The following is a 14,165-nucleotide window of genomic DNA, read 5'->3' on the forward strand; positions in this document are numbered from 1 at the left end:
GCCTGTACCGGCACCTGCCGCCCCGGTACATAGGATGCGCGGGTGGCGACAGCCGAATGCGATATCACGCTTCCGGACGGGCGCACAGTGCACGTCTATGACAGCGGCGACGGTGGGAACGCGGGCATTCCCACCGTCTACTGGCATCACGGCTCGCCGCAGGTCGGTGTACCGCCGGAGCCGCTGGTCGCCGCCGGTGCGGGCACGGTGCGCTGGTTGTCGCACGACCGTCCCAGGTACGGCGGGTCCGGCCCCCACCACGGCCGTTCGGTGGCCGCGGTGGCCGCCGACGTCGCCTGTGTCGCGGACGCGCTGGGCGTCGACCGGTTCGCGGTGATGGGGCAGTCCGGTGGTGGGCCGCACGCTCTGGCCTGCGCCGGTGTGCTGGAAGGCCGTGTGCTGGGCGCCGTCTGCGTCTCGGGTCTGGCCCCTTTCGACACGGCGGGCCTGGACTGGTTCGCCGTCGGCGCGGCGAGCTGTGGCTGACCCCCGACGACGGCCACCTCTCGATTTTCGACCACGCCGAACGTGCCGTGACCTGGCTGCTCGATCACGCCGAAAACAGCCCGGCAGGGTGACCGGTGACCCCCAGGCCGGAGCTAGATCCTGGGCAGGTACACGACGTGGTGCGCTTCGTCGAAGGCGAGGCTCGCGCAGGGACGGTCCGCGTCGGACGGAACCTGGTCACCGGTGTCGACGGTCCAGCCAGCGAGGTCATGGGCTGTGAGCAGCTGCCGGACCAGAACCGCCGCCGCGTCGACCGCCAGGCAGCCGCGCCCGTCCATGGCCGCCACCGCGTCACGCTTGAACGCCGCGAACCGTTGGGCCTCGGCCGTGAACGAGCCGTCGAACTCCCGCAGCTCGAGCTCGCGACATGCGGTCGCACCCGGGAAGACGGCGACCTTCCCGGTCGCCGAGACGCAGGCGCTCAGCACGGCCGGCGCGGGCTGACCGAAGGCCGTCTGCCACACCCTGCGACAGCTATCGACCGGATCGCCGCCGTCATCGCCCAGGACCGCGGTCGAAGCGTGCAGGCTGACGGCGGCATAGCAGCCGTGTGACAGGGCGCTGGTGGCCGGCCCGGACGACAGGACGACCGCGGCCGCGGCCGTCGCTCCCACCACCGCCGCGGCGACGGGAACCGCCACCAGGACGCGGATCCGGTAGCGGCGGCGACGCGGCAGGGGCTGAATCCGCCTTTCGAGCAGACGCACGGCAGTCGCCTGGTCGCCGCCGGGCAGGGCTTCGAGGCTGACCGGGTCGGCGCGTCGAAGGAGATCGTCAAGTGCGCGGTCGTCGATGGTCATCGGCGCTCCTCGGTCAGGCCTGCGGGGGTGGTGGTCATGGCGGCGTGCTCGCCCGCGAGCTCGTCACGGAGCCGTTTGCGGGCGCGGTGGAGCCGGATGGCGACCGCGTTGACGGAACAGTCGAGGAGGCGAGCGAGGTCGCTGTGACCGAGCTCGTCCCAGGCGGACATGCGAAGGATGTCGGCATCGGCTGGACTCAGCCGGCCCAGCGCCGCCCGTAGCGCGGCGACGTCGACGTCGTCCAATGCGGCGGGTGCCACCGGCGTGTCCTTGCGCCCGGCCTCCTCGGCCAGTTTCGTGACGAGCCGTGTTCGCCGGCGTTCGGACCGATGCTGGTTGAGGATCGTCCGGCGGGCGACGCCCAGCAGCCACAGCAGACATGCGTTGTCCGGGCCCGGGAGGTCATCCAGGCGCCGCCAGGCCGTCGTGAACGTCTCGGCGACGATGTCCTGCGCGGCGAAGTTCTCGGGCACTCGCCGCAGGACGAACGCGAGCACGCGTGCGTAGTGGGCGAAGTAGATCCGACGAAAACGCTCCTCGTCGGGTGGGTCCTGTTGTTTCATCGGCTGCACCAGCTCCTCGTCGGACTCGGCCGCTCGGCTCGCCAGTACATGTCCGCCAGGCCCGGCCACCTTTCAGCCCTGGCCGTGTGTCGCCCGTCCGGCGCCGGAGGGGACGGTCGCCGACACGGCGGTGACCGCGCCCGGGGCCCGGGCGCGGTCACGTGCGGAGTCAACCGTCCGGGTTACCGGCGCGGTGACCGTTTCCTCAGATGATGTAGATCGACGCGGACGCACGTCATGCCGCTGCGCCTGATCTGACACACCGTCGCCTTCTACCGCAGGTGTCGGGTGAAGAACCGGTTTCCGCTGTCGCCCTCGAACGCCGGGACGCCGGTGTGTCCGCCCATGTTGGCGTGCAGTGTCTTCTCGGTGGAGCCGAAGGCGTCGAACAGGTCCAGGGTCTGGGAGCGGTCGTTGTGCTCGTCGTCCCACTGCAGCAGGACCTGCAGCGGGATGGTGATCTGGCGGGCCTGTTCGACCAGGGCGGCGGGTACGAAACTCCCGGCGAACAGCAACGCGGCCGCGATCCGCGGCTCGAGTACCGCCATCCGGATGCCGATGGAGATCAACCCGCCCGCATAGCCGACCGGGCCGCCGATCTCGGGCAGTGCCAGGAGGTCGTCGAGTGCGGCCCGCCATTCCGGAACCGCTTTCTCGACCAGGGGGAGGACGAGCCGGTCGACGATCTCCTCGACCGGCTCACCGGCCTCCAGCGCCCGGCGCAGGTCGGCGCGGGCCTGCTCGGCGGCGGCCCAGCGGGGCCGGTCGCCGCTGCCGGGAAGCTCGAGGGTGGCCGCGGCGAAACCCGCCGCCACGCAGCCCCGGGCCCGGGCCACCAGCCGCGGATACATGGCGTGCAGCCCGCCGGGATGACCGAGCAGGATCAGCGGCACCGACGCCGACGTGGACGTCCACAGGATGCCGGGGATCTCGCCGAGGGTGAAGGAACGTTCGAGGACAGCGTCGTCGAGACGCTGGTGCGACGTGAACCGCATGGTCGTGCCTTCCGGGAGCGTGCTGGGACGGTGCTCCCGGACGACCTAGCGCCCGACCGTGACCCCGCAGGGGAGCACCCATGTCGATACTGCGTGCACGGGTACCACCTCCTCGGTCTCCTGTCCGGCCTCCGGCACCCTAGCAGCGCTCGCCATCCCGCGGCCACCGGGTTCACACACCGGCCGCGGGATGCCCGGGCGGGGTGTGCGGGCTCTGCTGGTGGGTGGATGACGACCTGACAGCACTGCCCGCGACGGCGGTGTTCCTCACGGTCGCGGCGCAAAGCCGGACCCGGCGGCGGGGCGGTGACGGTGCGCCGCCACAATGTCGGCTGTGCTCGACTGGTCTCACAACACCTACTACCAGCGGCTGTTGCTGCGCCACCTGCCGCGGCCCTGCCGGCGGGTGCTCGATGTCGGCTGTGGCACCGGGGCGTTCGCGGCCCGCCTCGCCCAACGGGTCGAGCACGTCGACGCCGTCGACCGGTCCGCGCCGATGATCGAACAGGCCCGGCGGCACACCCCCGACACCGTCACCTGCGTGCTCGCGGATGTGCTGGTCGACCCGCTGCCGGGCAGGGACTACGACGCGATCGTGTCGATCACCGCGCTGCACCACATGCCGTTGGAGGCCGCCCTCGAGGTGCTCGGGGCCGTGCTGCGGCCCGGTGGAGTCCTCGCCGCCGTCGTTCTTCCCCGCAGGGACCTGCGCCGGGAGTGGCCTGTCGAGCTCGCCGCCGCGGTCGGTCATCGTCTGCTCGGCGTCGTCTTCCTCGTGACCGGGCTGCTGCGGGGCGGCCACCCGTGCGCGAAGGAGCACCACACGCGCACGGGCATGCCCGTGCTCATCGACGCGCCGCTGACCACACGCCAGGCCGCCCAGGTGGCCGCCGCGGTACTGCCCGGCGCGCGGGTGCGACGGCTGCTGTTCTGGCGTTACCTCCTGCTGTGGGAGAAGCCGCGGGACGCGTGTCCCACACCCTCACCTGGCCCGGGACACCCGCGGGGATGATCGCGGGGACCTGGTGCCCCTGCGCGTACCCGACCGCGGCTGGCTACACGGGCGCGTTTTGGCCCCGCCCGAGGCCCTCCTCGCCGACGAGTGTGGTCCTCGCTGTTCACCGCCATGCGGGACGACGCCCACGACAGCGGCCGCTCGATCCGCGCTCTCGCCGGCCGGCACGGTGTCCACCGCCGCACTGTCCGCCTCCGCTGTCCAGCACTACGTCGCACGACGCCGCGAGGAGCCACCACCATGCTCAGTAATGGCGTGAAGGGTCGGATCAGTCCTGGTCGGGCAGGGCAAGACCGGCTTGAAGGTCACGAATGATCGTGCCGAGTTGGCCTGATGTGAGGAGCCCGGGCCCGAGAGGACCTGACCGATCCTCGCCGACAGGCGGGAGGGCTCGTAGGGCGGCCCGGACCTCCGCCGTCATGTGATCGAGCTGCCAGCGGAGCTCGTCCTCGACGGCTCCTGGCCTGCCGGGGGCCAGGCCGGCCGCTTTGGCTGCATACGCGGCGGCGCCCAGTGCGTGCGCGCCCATGTGGCAGATGGCTACGGCTTGGCCGGCGGCTCGGGCAGCGGCAGCTGCCGCAGGAGCCTTCACATCACCGGCATCGACCCCACCCATGAATCGACGGCGGATCTCCTCAGCAGTGTTCAGCTCTCCCCGGGAGAACGCCCGGGTCCGGGCGATGGCAGCGCGAGGGCGGTCATCCTTTGGAGCTTCGGCCTCGAACAGCCCCAGAACCCGCTCTGCGCAATCGGCGGCCCATGCGGCGACAAGACGTCGATCGGCTTCGCTGAGCGTCTGCGGAGATCCCACCACGCCGACTCTACAGAGCTGATCTGATCAGCTGATTGCAGCGCTCCAGATCCACGAGGTGCGACGAGAGTGGCCGTCGAGGTCGGCTCTTCCTGTGGACCACAGGAGGACTTGCGCCGGATCGCCCTCCGGAACGCCCGGGAACAGCCGGCTCAGCACCCCCGCGCAGAGTGAACGCGGGGGACGCCACCGCACGCCCATTCCCTCGGTGATGTCGTGGGTATGGAGGAGGGTCTCGGCGACGCCCATGGCCGCGAAACCCGTCGCGTCGGTCGGCCCGTGGTGCCACGCCCGAGCAGCCGGGTTGGCGGCCAGCACACTGCTGAGCAACCCTCCGCAGGCGGTGACCACCTGAAGCACCTCGCGCGGGTGCGCGTCGCTCCCGACGGTGAGATCGAAGGGCAGGTACCCGGCCGTGGGGCGGGCTGCCACCTGTCCCGCATAGGCCAGCAGATCGTGCGCGACATGGGCGGCGGTCTTCCAGCAGCTCCACTCGACCGGCCCTGCCTGGACCTGCCAGTCGCGAGTCTGATGAGGCCCGAGTACCCGCACCATCTCGGCCACAGCCTCCTCGACATGCTCGCCACTCATCGCACGCATGAAGGCAAGCCTCCCAGGACGAGCTCGTGGGTCAACCAGGAATCCGTACGGGCAACCATAGATCACCATCACGCGGCTGCTCGGCTTCGACCTGCTGCCCCGCATCAAGCGGGGCTCCGCCGCTGTCCGGACCCGAGTACTGGCATTACCGTAAAAGAACAATCCAGGGTCCGGCTCCTCGGCTCAGGGGAGGCTGATGGCGATGATGTGTCCTTCGCGGACGGCGGCGCGTCGCTGCTCGTCGAAGTCGGGTGCCGCGCAGGCGAAGAGAGTGCCGTCGCCGATGGCGCAGGCGAACACGGGAGTCCCGGGACTGATCTCGGCGCCGATCTCGCCTGCCGCGGTCAGCTGAAGCAGGCGATTGCCTCCGGCATCGGCGATCCAGAGGTTGCCGTCGGCGTCGAGGCAGGAGCCGTCGGGCGCGACGACCACCTGGCTGAGCACCTCGGTGAAGTCGTCTCCTGATGGCGCTGGTCCGAAGGACGCCCAGGTGCGTCGATGGACGAGGTCACCTGACGGCGTGAGGTCAAAGGCGGTCACGCGGTTGCCGAAGGTCTCGTTCACCAGCAGTACGCCTGCCGTAGTGATCACGCTGCCGTTGGGAAACCAGAGATCGGAGGCAACCTCGGTGATGCTCCCGTCGGGGTCGACCCGGTGCAGGGCTGCCGGGGCGACGTTGTCGCCAGCGGCCAGGTCGAAGCCGAAGTTGCCCACGTAGGCTCGCCCGAACGCGTCGACCACCATGTCGTTGAGCTGTCCCGTGGCGTGCCCGGACAGGTCCGCGTGGACGGCCAACGTGCCGTCGGTCTCCCGGCGGAGGATCCTGCGGTCACGCATGGAGACGATCAACAGCCGGCCGTCCGGGAGCCACCCCAGGCCAGACGGCTGCCCCGGTACCAACGCTTCGATCCGCGGATCCGAGCCGGATGGCAGGACCGACGCCACGCGGCCACCGAAGAAGTCGGAGAACCACAGGCGGTTCTCGTGCCACCTGGGCGACTCGGCGAAGTGCAGGTCTGCGACGACGGTGCGCGTCATGGTCAACGGGAGCCTCAGAGGGGTCGTGGATCATTCGGTGCAGGACGATTCGGCAGCTGCCTTTGGAAAAGGGAAGCTGGTGGGGCGGGCCCTCTGGCTTCGATCTTCTCCAGCAGTTCCCGCATCACTATTCCCTGTCCTCCACCGGACGGCGGGTCACGCCACGGCGGGTGCCCGCCCACTGTTTCGGCTCCGGCTCGTCCGCGATCCCCGTCAAAAGGGGACGTAGGAAGGCGTCGCGCTCGGTGTGGTGGAGCGCCGGCGTGGGCCGCGGCGGTCACGATCTCACCGAGGCCGTGGGGGTACTGCACGGTCTCGGTCGTGGTCAGGGCGGTGGCACTGCTGGCGTAGGACGACGTCGAGGGCAGGCGGTGCGCGCCGCCGCCCTGGTAGGGGAAGCCGAACCTGACCGGGTCGACGGTATCGATCATCTGGATCAGGGGGTGCCCGTCGATCAGTACCAGGGTTCCGCCGGGGCGCAGGGCGGTGGCGGCGGCGGTCATCCAGGCTGTCACGTCGGCGATCCAGGGCAGCACCCCGTAGGAGGCGAAGACGACGTCGAAGCAGCCCGCGAGATCGTCGGGTAGTCGTTGCGCGTCCGCCTGGACGAACCGGGCGTCGATTCCCGCCGTGGCGGCGAGCGCGCGGGCGCGTTCCACCGCGACGGGCGAGAAGTCCAGGCCGGTGACCCGTGCACCGAGCCGGGCCCACGACAGCGTCCCCAACCCGAAGTGGCACTGCACATGCAGAAGATCAAGACCGGACACCGCGCCGACCGCCGCGGACATCTCCGCCCGCTCCCGTCTGGTCAGCATGAGCCGGCCGGCGAGGAAGCCCTCGACGTCGTAGTAGCTGTCCTGTCCGTGCCGGCGTGCCAGCTCGTCCCAGCGCGCCCGGTTCAGCGCGGTCGCGTCGTCCATGCTCATGCCCGCGGCTCCAGGCGCGCGAGCCCACCGGTTTCGAGAGCTATGTGGAGCACGCCGTCTTCGGTGCGGGCGAGGCCGTGCGGTTCGCTGGAAGGCGTCGGCAGGTCGTGTTCGTCGATCTCTCCGGCCGTGGTGATGTGCCCGATGCGGCCCGCGGCCCATGCGGTGAACCAGCAGCCTCCGGCCGGGTCGGCGATGATCGCGTGGGGTCGGGCGTCCCGGTCGGGGAGCGGGAACTCCTCGAGGTGTCCGTCCGGGCTGATCCGGCCGATCTGACCGGCGGCGATCTCGACGAACCAGAGGAAGCCGTCGGTGCCCCGGCAGATCCCGACCGGGGCCGCGCCGGGGGTGGGCAGCGGGTGGAGGGTGATCTGCCCGGCGAGTGTGATGCGGCCGATCGCGTGCGCCTGGTTGAGGGTGAACCAGAGGGCCTGGTCGGCCCCGGCGGTGATCGCCGCCGGAAAGGCGCCGGTCACCGGGAGCGGGTACTCGGTGATCGTGCCGTCGGTGGTGACGCGTCCGATCCGGTCGCTGTTCATCTCGGTGAACCACAGGGCGCCGTCCGGGCCGGTGGTGATACCGAAGGGCCCGCTGTCCGGGGTGGGCGTGGGAAAGGAACTGGTCTCGCCGTCGAGGGTGATCCGGCCGATCCGGTGGTCGCGGTTACGGGTGAACCACAGCGCGCCGTCCGGCCCCTGCGTGATGATCGAGGGCCCGCAGGTGGCGGGAGCGAGCTGGTAGGAGTCGAGCTGGCCGTCGCGGGTCAGCCGCGCGATCCGCCCGGCGTGGACCATCGTGACCCACAGATCCCCGTCGGGGCCGCAGGTCAGGTCGTAGGGGCCGGCATCCGAGTCCGCTATCCGCGTTTCGCGGATTCTCACGTGTGCGGGGTGGGACATCACGGGTCTCCTCGGTGGAAGGGACATGGCTGTCGGTCGGGTTCGTCAGTAATCCGCTCGGGTGGCCGCAAGTCCGAGCAGTGCGGGGACCGGCTGGTCGCCGTCGTCTTCCGCGGGTCGCGTAGGCGTCGTACCAGTCGGCGAACTCGTCGTAGCGCTGTCGCATCGGACAACCCGAACAGAGATCGCCACGCTCCGCCACACAATTTACTGACGCGTCCGCCTGCCGCGGAGACCTCCGCTCGCGCCGGGGTGACGCCCCGGCGGCCTAGGCTGAAGGCATGGCTGATACGGCGCATCGGGTCGAGCCGTCCGGGGTGTGGGCCACCGCTGTGGGCGTGGCCCGCGTGCGGGCGATGGAGACGGCACGGGAGCGGCCGCTGTTCCGGGATCCGCTGGCGCTGGCCTTCGCCACCGCCGGCGGACGAGACCCCGCGGCGCCGTCGCCCCCGCACGCCGACGAGGCGGCGCGGCGCCGCTGGCTCGGTGTGGCCTTCTCGATCGTCATCCGGACGAAGTTCCTGGACGACCTGCTCGACCGGGCGGTCGCCTCCGGTGTCCGCCAGGTCGTGCTGCTCGGAGCCGGGATGGACAGCAGGGCCTTCCGGATGGACTGGCCCGCGCGGACCCGACTGTTCGAGGTCGACACGGCCGAACCGCTGGCCTTCAAGGCCGCGGTACTGCGTCAGGAGCGGGCCACCCCACGCTGCGAACGGATCACCGTCCCGGTCGACCTGCGCGAGGACTGGCCCGGCGCCCTGGCCGCCGCCGGGCACGACCCGGCGCGACCGACGGTGTGGATCGCCGAGGGACTGCTGATCTACCTGCCCGAGGACGCGGTGCGGTCGCTACTCGAACGGGTCGGCGCGCTGTCCGCCGCGGGCAGCAGGATGGGCCTGACCCTGGGCACCCGCGGTGTCCTCGAACGCTTCCGCGAGGACGCCGCCGCGGGATCACCGGCGTCGATGTGGGTCTCGGAGACGCCGCAGGACCCGGTCGGCTGGCTGGACACCCTCGGCTGGGACGCGCAGACCTTCACCCTGCGTGAGCGCGCCGCGGCCTACGGACGTCCGATACCCACCCCCCCGCGGCAGGACGAGGGCGCCGGCGGCCTGGTCTCGGCGGTGCGCGCGGCCCGCTGACCCCGCCGGTCCTACCGCGCGACGACGGCCACGTTCACGCGATGCGCCAAACGTGATCACTCTCAGGCCGCGTCTTCACCGCGCTACGGTTGCCGGTATGCAGCCGCCACCGCCACGCCCGCCGGCGCTGCGGGTCATGCAGGCCAGCACCGCCAGCGAACGCGAAACCCTCGAAGCGTTCCTCGACTTCCACCGGGATGTCCTCGTCCACAAGGTGCGCGGTGTCAGCGACCAGGACGCCGCACGCAGGCTGCTGCCCTCACGCACCACCCTCGCCGGCCTCGTCAAACACCTGACCGTGGTGGAGCGAAACTGGTTCGGTCGGCTGACCGACCCCGACGTGTCACCGGCCGGCGAGGAGGACGCGAGCTGGGTCCTCACCGACGCGGACACCGCTGAATCGCTGCTGGCGGCGTACGAGCGTGCGTGCGCGTTGTCCCGGAAGGCCGCGGCCGGGTACGCGATCGACGACGTCGTCGCCCACCCCGACCTGCCCCAGGTATCACTGCGGTGGATCTACATCCACATGATCGAGGAGACGGCCCGCCACGTCGGCCACGCCGACATCGTGCGCGAACTGACCGACGGCGCGACCGGCGCGCTCGGCTAGCAGACGACCCGCCGCCTCACCGGCTCCCCGGCCTCGTAGATAGTCCCCACCCTGGACCGAACCAGCACCAGGGACGGTGGTCGCTGGCATATCGGGGTCGGGCGGAGCGCGAGCACGCCTTCGACCTGAAGGAACTCCACCGTCACGTTCCTCACGGACCGGCTGGAACAGCGCGGCCTCGTCCAACGGCGAACAGCGCAGACAGACCGACGTCAGAAGGTCATCAGTCTGACCGGCCGTGGCGTCGAAGTCCGCACCCGGCTCATCCAGACCCTGACGGCAGGCTCCCCGCTCGCCCAGCTTTCCCCGGACGACCAGCAGCACCTCCACGCGCTGCTCGCCAAAGCGGGGGCCGACCCGAGCCGGTTCACCTGCCAACCAGCCAGCCCCTCCAGCGCCGCCGCCGACCAGGCGGACCAGCCCGGCAAACGCCGCCCGAGAGACTGACGCCCCTTGTCCGGCGACCAGGCGGGCTGGCGGGCTGGCGGGCTGGCCGGATCGGCGCCCGACCGGTGGGACCGGCGGTCACGGGCACCTGTCGAGCAGGCCGATGGTCGTGTAGGCCCCGCAGATGGTCGCGGCGTCGACCTGCCAGGTGGAGCCGGTCCGCACCACGGTGACGGTCACGGAGTCGCTGGTGTGGCCGGGGCTGGCGCGTAGCCGCGGCTCGCCGAGCTGGCCACCCCCGTCGACGCTGGCCACCCCCGTCGACTCGCTGTGCTGGACGGCCCGGTGCGGTGGCGGGTGCACGGCAGACACCCGATGCGGGCCGGGACACCGGCCGGCGGTCGACGTGATCATCTCCGTCGAGCGGTCGACGTGGTCGGTTCCTGCTCGATCCGTGATCCGTGATCCGTGCGGGTGGCGCGCGGCGCTGGGCGCGACCCGCACGGACCTACGTGCAGGTACTGTTCTCAGCTCTCAGCGCCGAACACCGGGCCGGTAGACCCGCGGCGGGACGTAGACCCGGGGTGGCACGTAGACCACTGTCGGCCCGGGGGTCGGCGGGGCAACATAGGCGGGCGTGGTCGCGTAGACCACACCCGGGCGGTACACCCGGGCAGGTGCGACGACGACAGCACCGGGCCGGTGGATCCGGGCCCCTCCCAGGGGGCGCGCCTGCGCCACGGCCGCGGGCAGGAGCACGAAAACCCCGGCAGCGGCAAGAAACAGGGCGAACGTCGACAACATCCGTTTGAGGATCATGTTCTGCTTCCCGTCGTTGGGTCGCGGCTCGTACAGACGCCGCTGGACACGGGACGGTGGCCACCTCATCACGACGACGTCACTCATGGCAGGGATTCGGTCGCCGCTCGCTACAGCATGGGGGGCGGGCGGCGGGCACGCCACCGGGGGTCCGCGCGGGTCCGCGCGGGTCGGTCAGGATCGTCAGGATCAGACGATGGTCAGCCCACCGGGGGCGTTGTGGCGGATGACGACGTTATGGTTGGACTCGGGCCGACCGCCGGTGTCGGTCCACCAGATGGTGCAGCTCTGCCCGACGGGCAGCACCGCGGGGCAGGTGTTGGTGGGAAAGGCCTCGCTGCGCGGCGCCGGGGTGACCGAGGTGATGGCCAACGCCTCGGTACCGGTGCTGGTCAGCAGGACCCCGGCGCAGTGGTTGCAGCCCTGCGGGGTGTCGCCGCCCCGCACCCAGGAGATCGCCGGCCCGGTCTGTCCCGGCCCGACCAGGCGCACGGTGACGGTCCGGGTCGCAGTGGCACCGCCACTGTCGGTCACGGTCAGGGTCACCGGGTGGCTGCCGGGATCGTGGTAGAGATTCGCCGCCGTGGCGTCGGTGCCCGGGCCGACGAGGGTGCCGTCGCCGAAGTCGAAGGTGTAGGACGCCAGCGGGGCCGATCCCGGGGCTGATCCGGTCGCGTCCACGAGGACCACGCTCGGGGCCGAACCCAGGGCCGGGACGAGGGAGAGCCGCGCGGTCGGGGCGATGTCCGGCTGCGCACGGGCGGGGCCACCGAGGGCGTACGCGGAGCGTCCCCCGCCGCCGACGATGGCGGTGACCCGGGCGGGAACGGCGACGCGGACCGGGGTGAAGCTGTCGGTGGTGGTCCCGTCGCCGAGCTCGCCGCCGTCGTCGTCCCCCCAGGCCCAGACGCTGCCGTCGCGGCGCACCGCGTAGCCGGCGGCGTACCCGCCGGCGAGGGCGCTCACGTTGGCCAGGCCGGCGACCTGCACCGGGGTGGAGCTGTTCGTGGTGGTCGCGTTACCCAGCTGGCCGTCGCCGTTGTATCCCCAGGCCCGCACGGTGCCGTCGCGGCGCAGCGCGTAGGCCGAGCCCCATCCGCCCGCGATGGCGGTGACCTCGTCGAGTCCGGTGACCTGGACGGGGACGGTGCTGTCGGTGGTGGTGGCGTCACCGAGGCCGCCGTCGCCGTTGTATCCCCAGGCCCACACGGTGCCGTCGCGGCGCAGCGCGTAGGCCGCGTGACCACCGACGGCGACGGCGCTCACGTCGGTCAGGCCGCTGACCTGGACGGGGGTGGAGCTGCCGGTGCCCGTGCCGTTGCCGAGCTGCCCGTTGTCGCCGTTGCCCCAGGCCCACACGGTGCCGTCGCGGCGCAGCGCGAGGGCGGTGGCGTTCCTGGCGGCCACCGCGCTCACGTCGGTCAGGCCGCTGACCCGCACCGGCAGGGAACTGGCGGTGGTGGTGCCGTTGCCGAACTGGCCCTGACTGTTGTCACCCCAGGCCCACACGGTGGCGTCGCGGCGCAGCGCGTAGCCGGTGGAGCCGCCGGCGGCCACCGCGGTGACGCTGTCAAGGTCCAGGACCTGCACGGGGGTGGACCGACTGGTGGTGGTCGCGTCCCCGAGCTGCCCGGCCCAGTTGGCGCCCCAGGCCCAGACCGTGGCGTCGCGGCGCAGCGCGTAGGCGGAGGAGGTCCCGGCCGCGAGCGCGGTGATGCTGTCGAGGTCAGCGACCGGGAAGGGCAGACGACTGTCGATCTGGGTGCCGTAGCCGAGCTCCCCGTAGGAGTTGGAGCCCCAGGCCCAGGCCACGCCGGTGGCGGGCCGTGGGCGGTGCTCCCCCGGCCCCGGCGGCCCGGGCGCCCCGGGGGCCCCGGATGCCAGGGCCGCGGTGGGCAGCACAGGGACCAGAGCGAACACCCCGATGATCATCGAGCATGTCGTTCGCCGATGACGGTGTCTCGTTTTCCGCAGGACAGGCATGACTATCACTCCCCACAACAAGGAGAATCCGGTTTCGGCCGCCGAGCATAGCCAGGTCGCCCCGCTTTACCGGGCACGTTCAAAACCGCCCGGATGCGTGCCCGAACGCTGTCCGGGTCCGCCGATCGCGGCTGCATCGCCGTTCTCGGGCAGGTGGCCGGCCCCTCGTTCGCCGTTCGTTTTCCCCTGGCCGACCACCAGGCATTTTCCCGCTCTGCCGCCCGCATGCGAAAACCCGTATTCCGTGGACTTTCGCAGAACACATCCAACCGAATTGTCCGTACACGCCGCATCCAGCGAACTGTCCGCACACGCCGTATCTGGACCGGCCCGACGTCAGGCCATCGCGACGTTGAGCACCACGGTCGGCGCCATGCTGCTGGCCCGGGCCGTCCACGACGACCGGTCCCGTCCTCACGCATCCCGGCGAGGACCGCGCCGGGTTCGGCGGCGAAGGCCACCGCGCTCGAATCTGCCCATCGCCGGGCTATCGCCGCCTGGTGGGGCACAGGGCCGACAGCGTCTCGACCTGGATCCGCGGACCTGGAGTGGCTGCAGCGCCACCCCCTCGACATCGGTCACGTTCCGTGACACCGATCTGGGGGGCCACGGGTGTGCAGGATGCACCTGGGTCGTCGCGGTCGTGTTCCGTGACACCGATCTGGGGGGCCACGGGTGTGCAGGATGCACCTGGGTCGTCGCGGTCGTGTTCGTGTCCGTTTTGCCGACTACGACGACCCGTGTAGCCGGATCTTGCTGGGGAGCGCGTTGCGGGGCGTGGTGGGTGCGGGGGATCGTTTTACGCCAGGGTCCGGGCGGCACGCAGTGCGACGGCCTGCGCGGCCTGCTCGCCGCCACCACCGAGCAGCCGATCCTCGACCACACCCTCGATCGGATCTTCGCCTGAACGTGCGCGGTTACCCGTGCCGCGCGCGCCCGAGAAGATCGACGTTCACGCCCCGGGCGCCACCGGCCACGGACACGTTAGCGGCTGGCGGTGAGGACACGGGTCACAGCCGCCGCGACGGCGGGAGTGAGGCGCGGGTGGTCGAGCGCGGGCAGCAGCGCCT

Annotated in this window: 16 protein-coding genes and 1 pseudogene; 6 read left to right on the forward strand and 11 right to left on the reverse strand. The window is 71.5% G+C overall.

Annotated features, from left to right (window positions below; genetic code table 11):
* The first annotated feature begins 42 nt into the window (after positions 1–42).
* Positions 43–486 carry an alpha/beta fold hydrolase gene (locus MXD61_RS28430; protein ID WP_248812439.1) on the forward strand — a complete coding sequence of 148 codons (444 nt, stop codon included), beginning with the start codon at positions 43–45 and terminating at the stop codon, positions 484–486.
* 113 nt (positions 487–599) lie between these two features.
* On the opposite strand, the gene MXD61_RS09340 is transcribed toward MXD61_RS28430, so the two are convergent.
* The 3 genes from MXD61_RS09340 to MXD61_RS09350 all read right to left on the reverse strand — a co-directional run bounded on the left by MXD61_RS09340 (position 600) and on the right by MXD61_RS09350 (position 2,865).
* Entirely contained in the window at positions 600–1,307 is a 708-nt protein-coding gene (locus MXD61_RS09340; RefSeq protein WP_248812440.1) for a hypothetical protein, read from the reverse strand.
* Entirely contained in the window at positions 1,304–1,870 is a 567-nt protein-coding gene (locus MXD61_RS09345; protein ID WP_248812441.1) for an RNA polymerase sigma factor, read from the reverse strand. The genes MXD61_RS09340 and MXD61_RS09345 overlap by 4 nt, the downstream gene beginning before the upstream one ends.
* Positions 1,871–2,142: 272 nt before the next feature.
* Entirely contained in the window at positions 2,143–2,865 is a 723-nt protein-coding gene (locus MXD61_RS09350; protein ID WP_248812442.1) for a dienelactone hydrolase family protein, read from the reverse strand.
* A gap of 334 nt (positions 2,866–3,199) precedes the next feature.
* Here MXD61_RS09350 and MXD61_RS09355 point away from each other — a divergent pair, with 334 nt between their 5' ends.
* A complete protein-coding gene (locus tag MXD61_RS09355; RefSeq protein WP_248812443.1) occupies positions 3,200–3,877 on the forward strand; it encodes a class I SAM-dependent methyltransferase in 678 nt (225 codons plus the stop codon).
* Positions 3,878–4,148: 271 nt separating this feature from the next.
* On the opposite strand, the gene MXD61_RS28795 is transcribed toward MXD61_RS09355, so the two are convergent.
* The 5 genes from MXD61_RS28795 to MXD61_RS09380 all read right to left on the reverse strand — a co-directional run bounded on the left by MXD61_RS28795 (position 4,149) and on the right by MXD61_RS09380 (position 8,154).
* Complete coding sequence (locus MXD61_RS28795) at positions 4,149–4,691, reverse strand: putative immunity protein (protein ID WP_374628679.1); 543 nt, start codon at positions 4,689–4,691, stop codon at positions 4,149–4,151.
* A 27-nt stretch (positions 4,692–4,718) separates the two neighbouring features.
* Entirely contained in the window at positions 4,719–5,282 is a 564-nt protein-coding gene (locus MXD61_RS09365; RefSeq protein WP_374628684.1) for a hypothetical protein, read from the reverse strand.
* A 192-nt stretch (positions 5,283–5,474) separates the two neighbouring features.
* Positions 5,475–6,329, reverse strand: a complete 855-nt coding sequence (locus MXD61_RS09370; RefSeq protein ID WP_248812446.1) for an SMP-30/gluconolactonase/LRE family protein — start codon at positions 6,327–6,329, stop codon at positions 5,475–5,477.
* Between the two features lie 14 nt (positions 6,330–6,343).
* Positions 6,344–7,255 (reverse strand): class I SAM-dependent methyltransferase, encoded by a 912-nt coding sequence (locus tag MXD61_RS09375; RefSeq protein WP_248812447.1) that lies wholly within the window; start codon positions 7,253–7,255, stop codon positions 6,344–6,346.
* The gene (locus tag MXD61_RS09380) at positions 7,252–8,154 is read right to left on the reverse strand and encodes a virginiamycin B lyase (RefSeq protein WP_248812448.1); all 903 of its coding nucleotides are present in this window, start codon (positions 8,152–8,154) and stop codon (positions 7,252–7,254) included. The genes MXD61_RS09375 and MXD61_RS09380 overlap by 4 nt, the downstream gene beginning before the upstream one ends.
* A gap of 281 nt (positions 8,155–8,435) precedes the next feature.
* Between MXD61_RS09380 and MXD61_RS09385 the strand changes: the two genes are divergently transcribed.
* The 3 genes and pseudogenes from MXD61_RS09385 to MXD61_RS09395 all read left to right on the forward strand — a co-directional run.
* Positions 8,436–9,296, forward strand: a complete 861-nt coding sequence (locus MXD61_RS09385; RefSeq protein ID WP_248812449.1) for a class I SAM-dependent methyltransferase — start codon at positions 8,436–8,438, stop codon at positions 9,294–9,296.
* A 136-nt stretch (positions 9,297–9,432) separates the two neighbouring features.
* Positions 9,433–9,906 (forward strand): DinB family protein, encoded by a 474-nt coding sequence (locus MXD61_RS09390; RefSeq protein WP_374628686.1) that lies wholly within the window; start codon positions 9,433–9,435, stop codon positions 9,904–9,906.
* A gap of 144 nt (positions 9,907–10,050) precedes the next feature.
* Positions 10,051–10,353, forward strand: a pseudogene (locus tag MXD61_RS09395) (MarR family winged helix-turn-helix transcriptional regulator); the annotation flags it as partial.
* A 78-nt stretch (positions 10,354–10,431) separates the two neighbouring features.
* Here the strand turns inward: MXD61_RS09395 and MXD61_RS09400 are convergent.
* The 3 genes from MXD61_RS09400 to MXD61_RS09410 all read right to left on the reverse strand — a co-directional run bounded on the left by MXD61_RS09400 (position 10,432) and on the right by MXD61_RS09410 (position 13,032).
* Positions 10,432–10,656 carry a hypothetical protein gene (locus MXD61_RS09400; protein ID WP_248812451.1) on the reverse strand — a complete coding sequence of 75 codons (225 nt, stop codon included), beginning with the start codon at positions 10,654–10,656 and terminating at the stop codon, positions 10,432–10,434.
* Between the two features lie 171 nt (positions 10,657–10,827).
* Complete coding sequence (locus MXD61_RS09405; RefSeq protein WP_248812452.1) at positions 10,828–11,199, reverse strand: hypothetical protein; 372 nt, start codon at positions 11,197–11,199, stop codon at positions 10,828–10,830.
* Positions 11,200–11,301: 102 nt separating this feature from the next.
* Complete coding sequence (locus MXD61_RS09410; protein ID WP_248812453.1) at positions 11,302–13,032, reverse strand: PKD domain-containing protein; 1,731 nt, start codon at positions 13,030–13,032, stop codon at positions 11,302–11,304.
* A gap of 847 nt (positions 13,033–13,879) precedes the next feature.
* Here MXD61_RS09410 and MXD61_RS27970 point away from each other — a divergent pair.
* On the forward strand, positions 13,880–14,002 hold the full coding sequence (locus MXD61_RS27970; protein ID WP_285223207.1) for a hypothetical protein: 123 nt from the start codon (positions 13,880–13,882) through the stop codon (positions 14,000–14,002).
* Positions 14,003–14,165: the final 163 nt, after the last annotated feature.

It is taken from the genome of Frankia sp. AgPm24, assembly GCF_023243055.1.
GTDB classification, from domain to species: Bacteria; Actinomycetota; Actinomycetes; order Frankiales; family Frankiaceae; genus Frankia; species Frankia umida.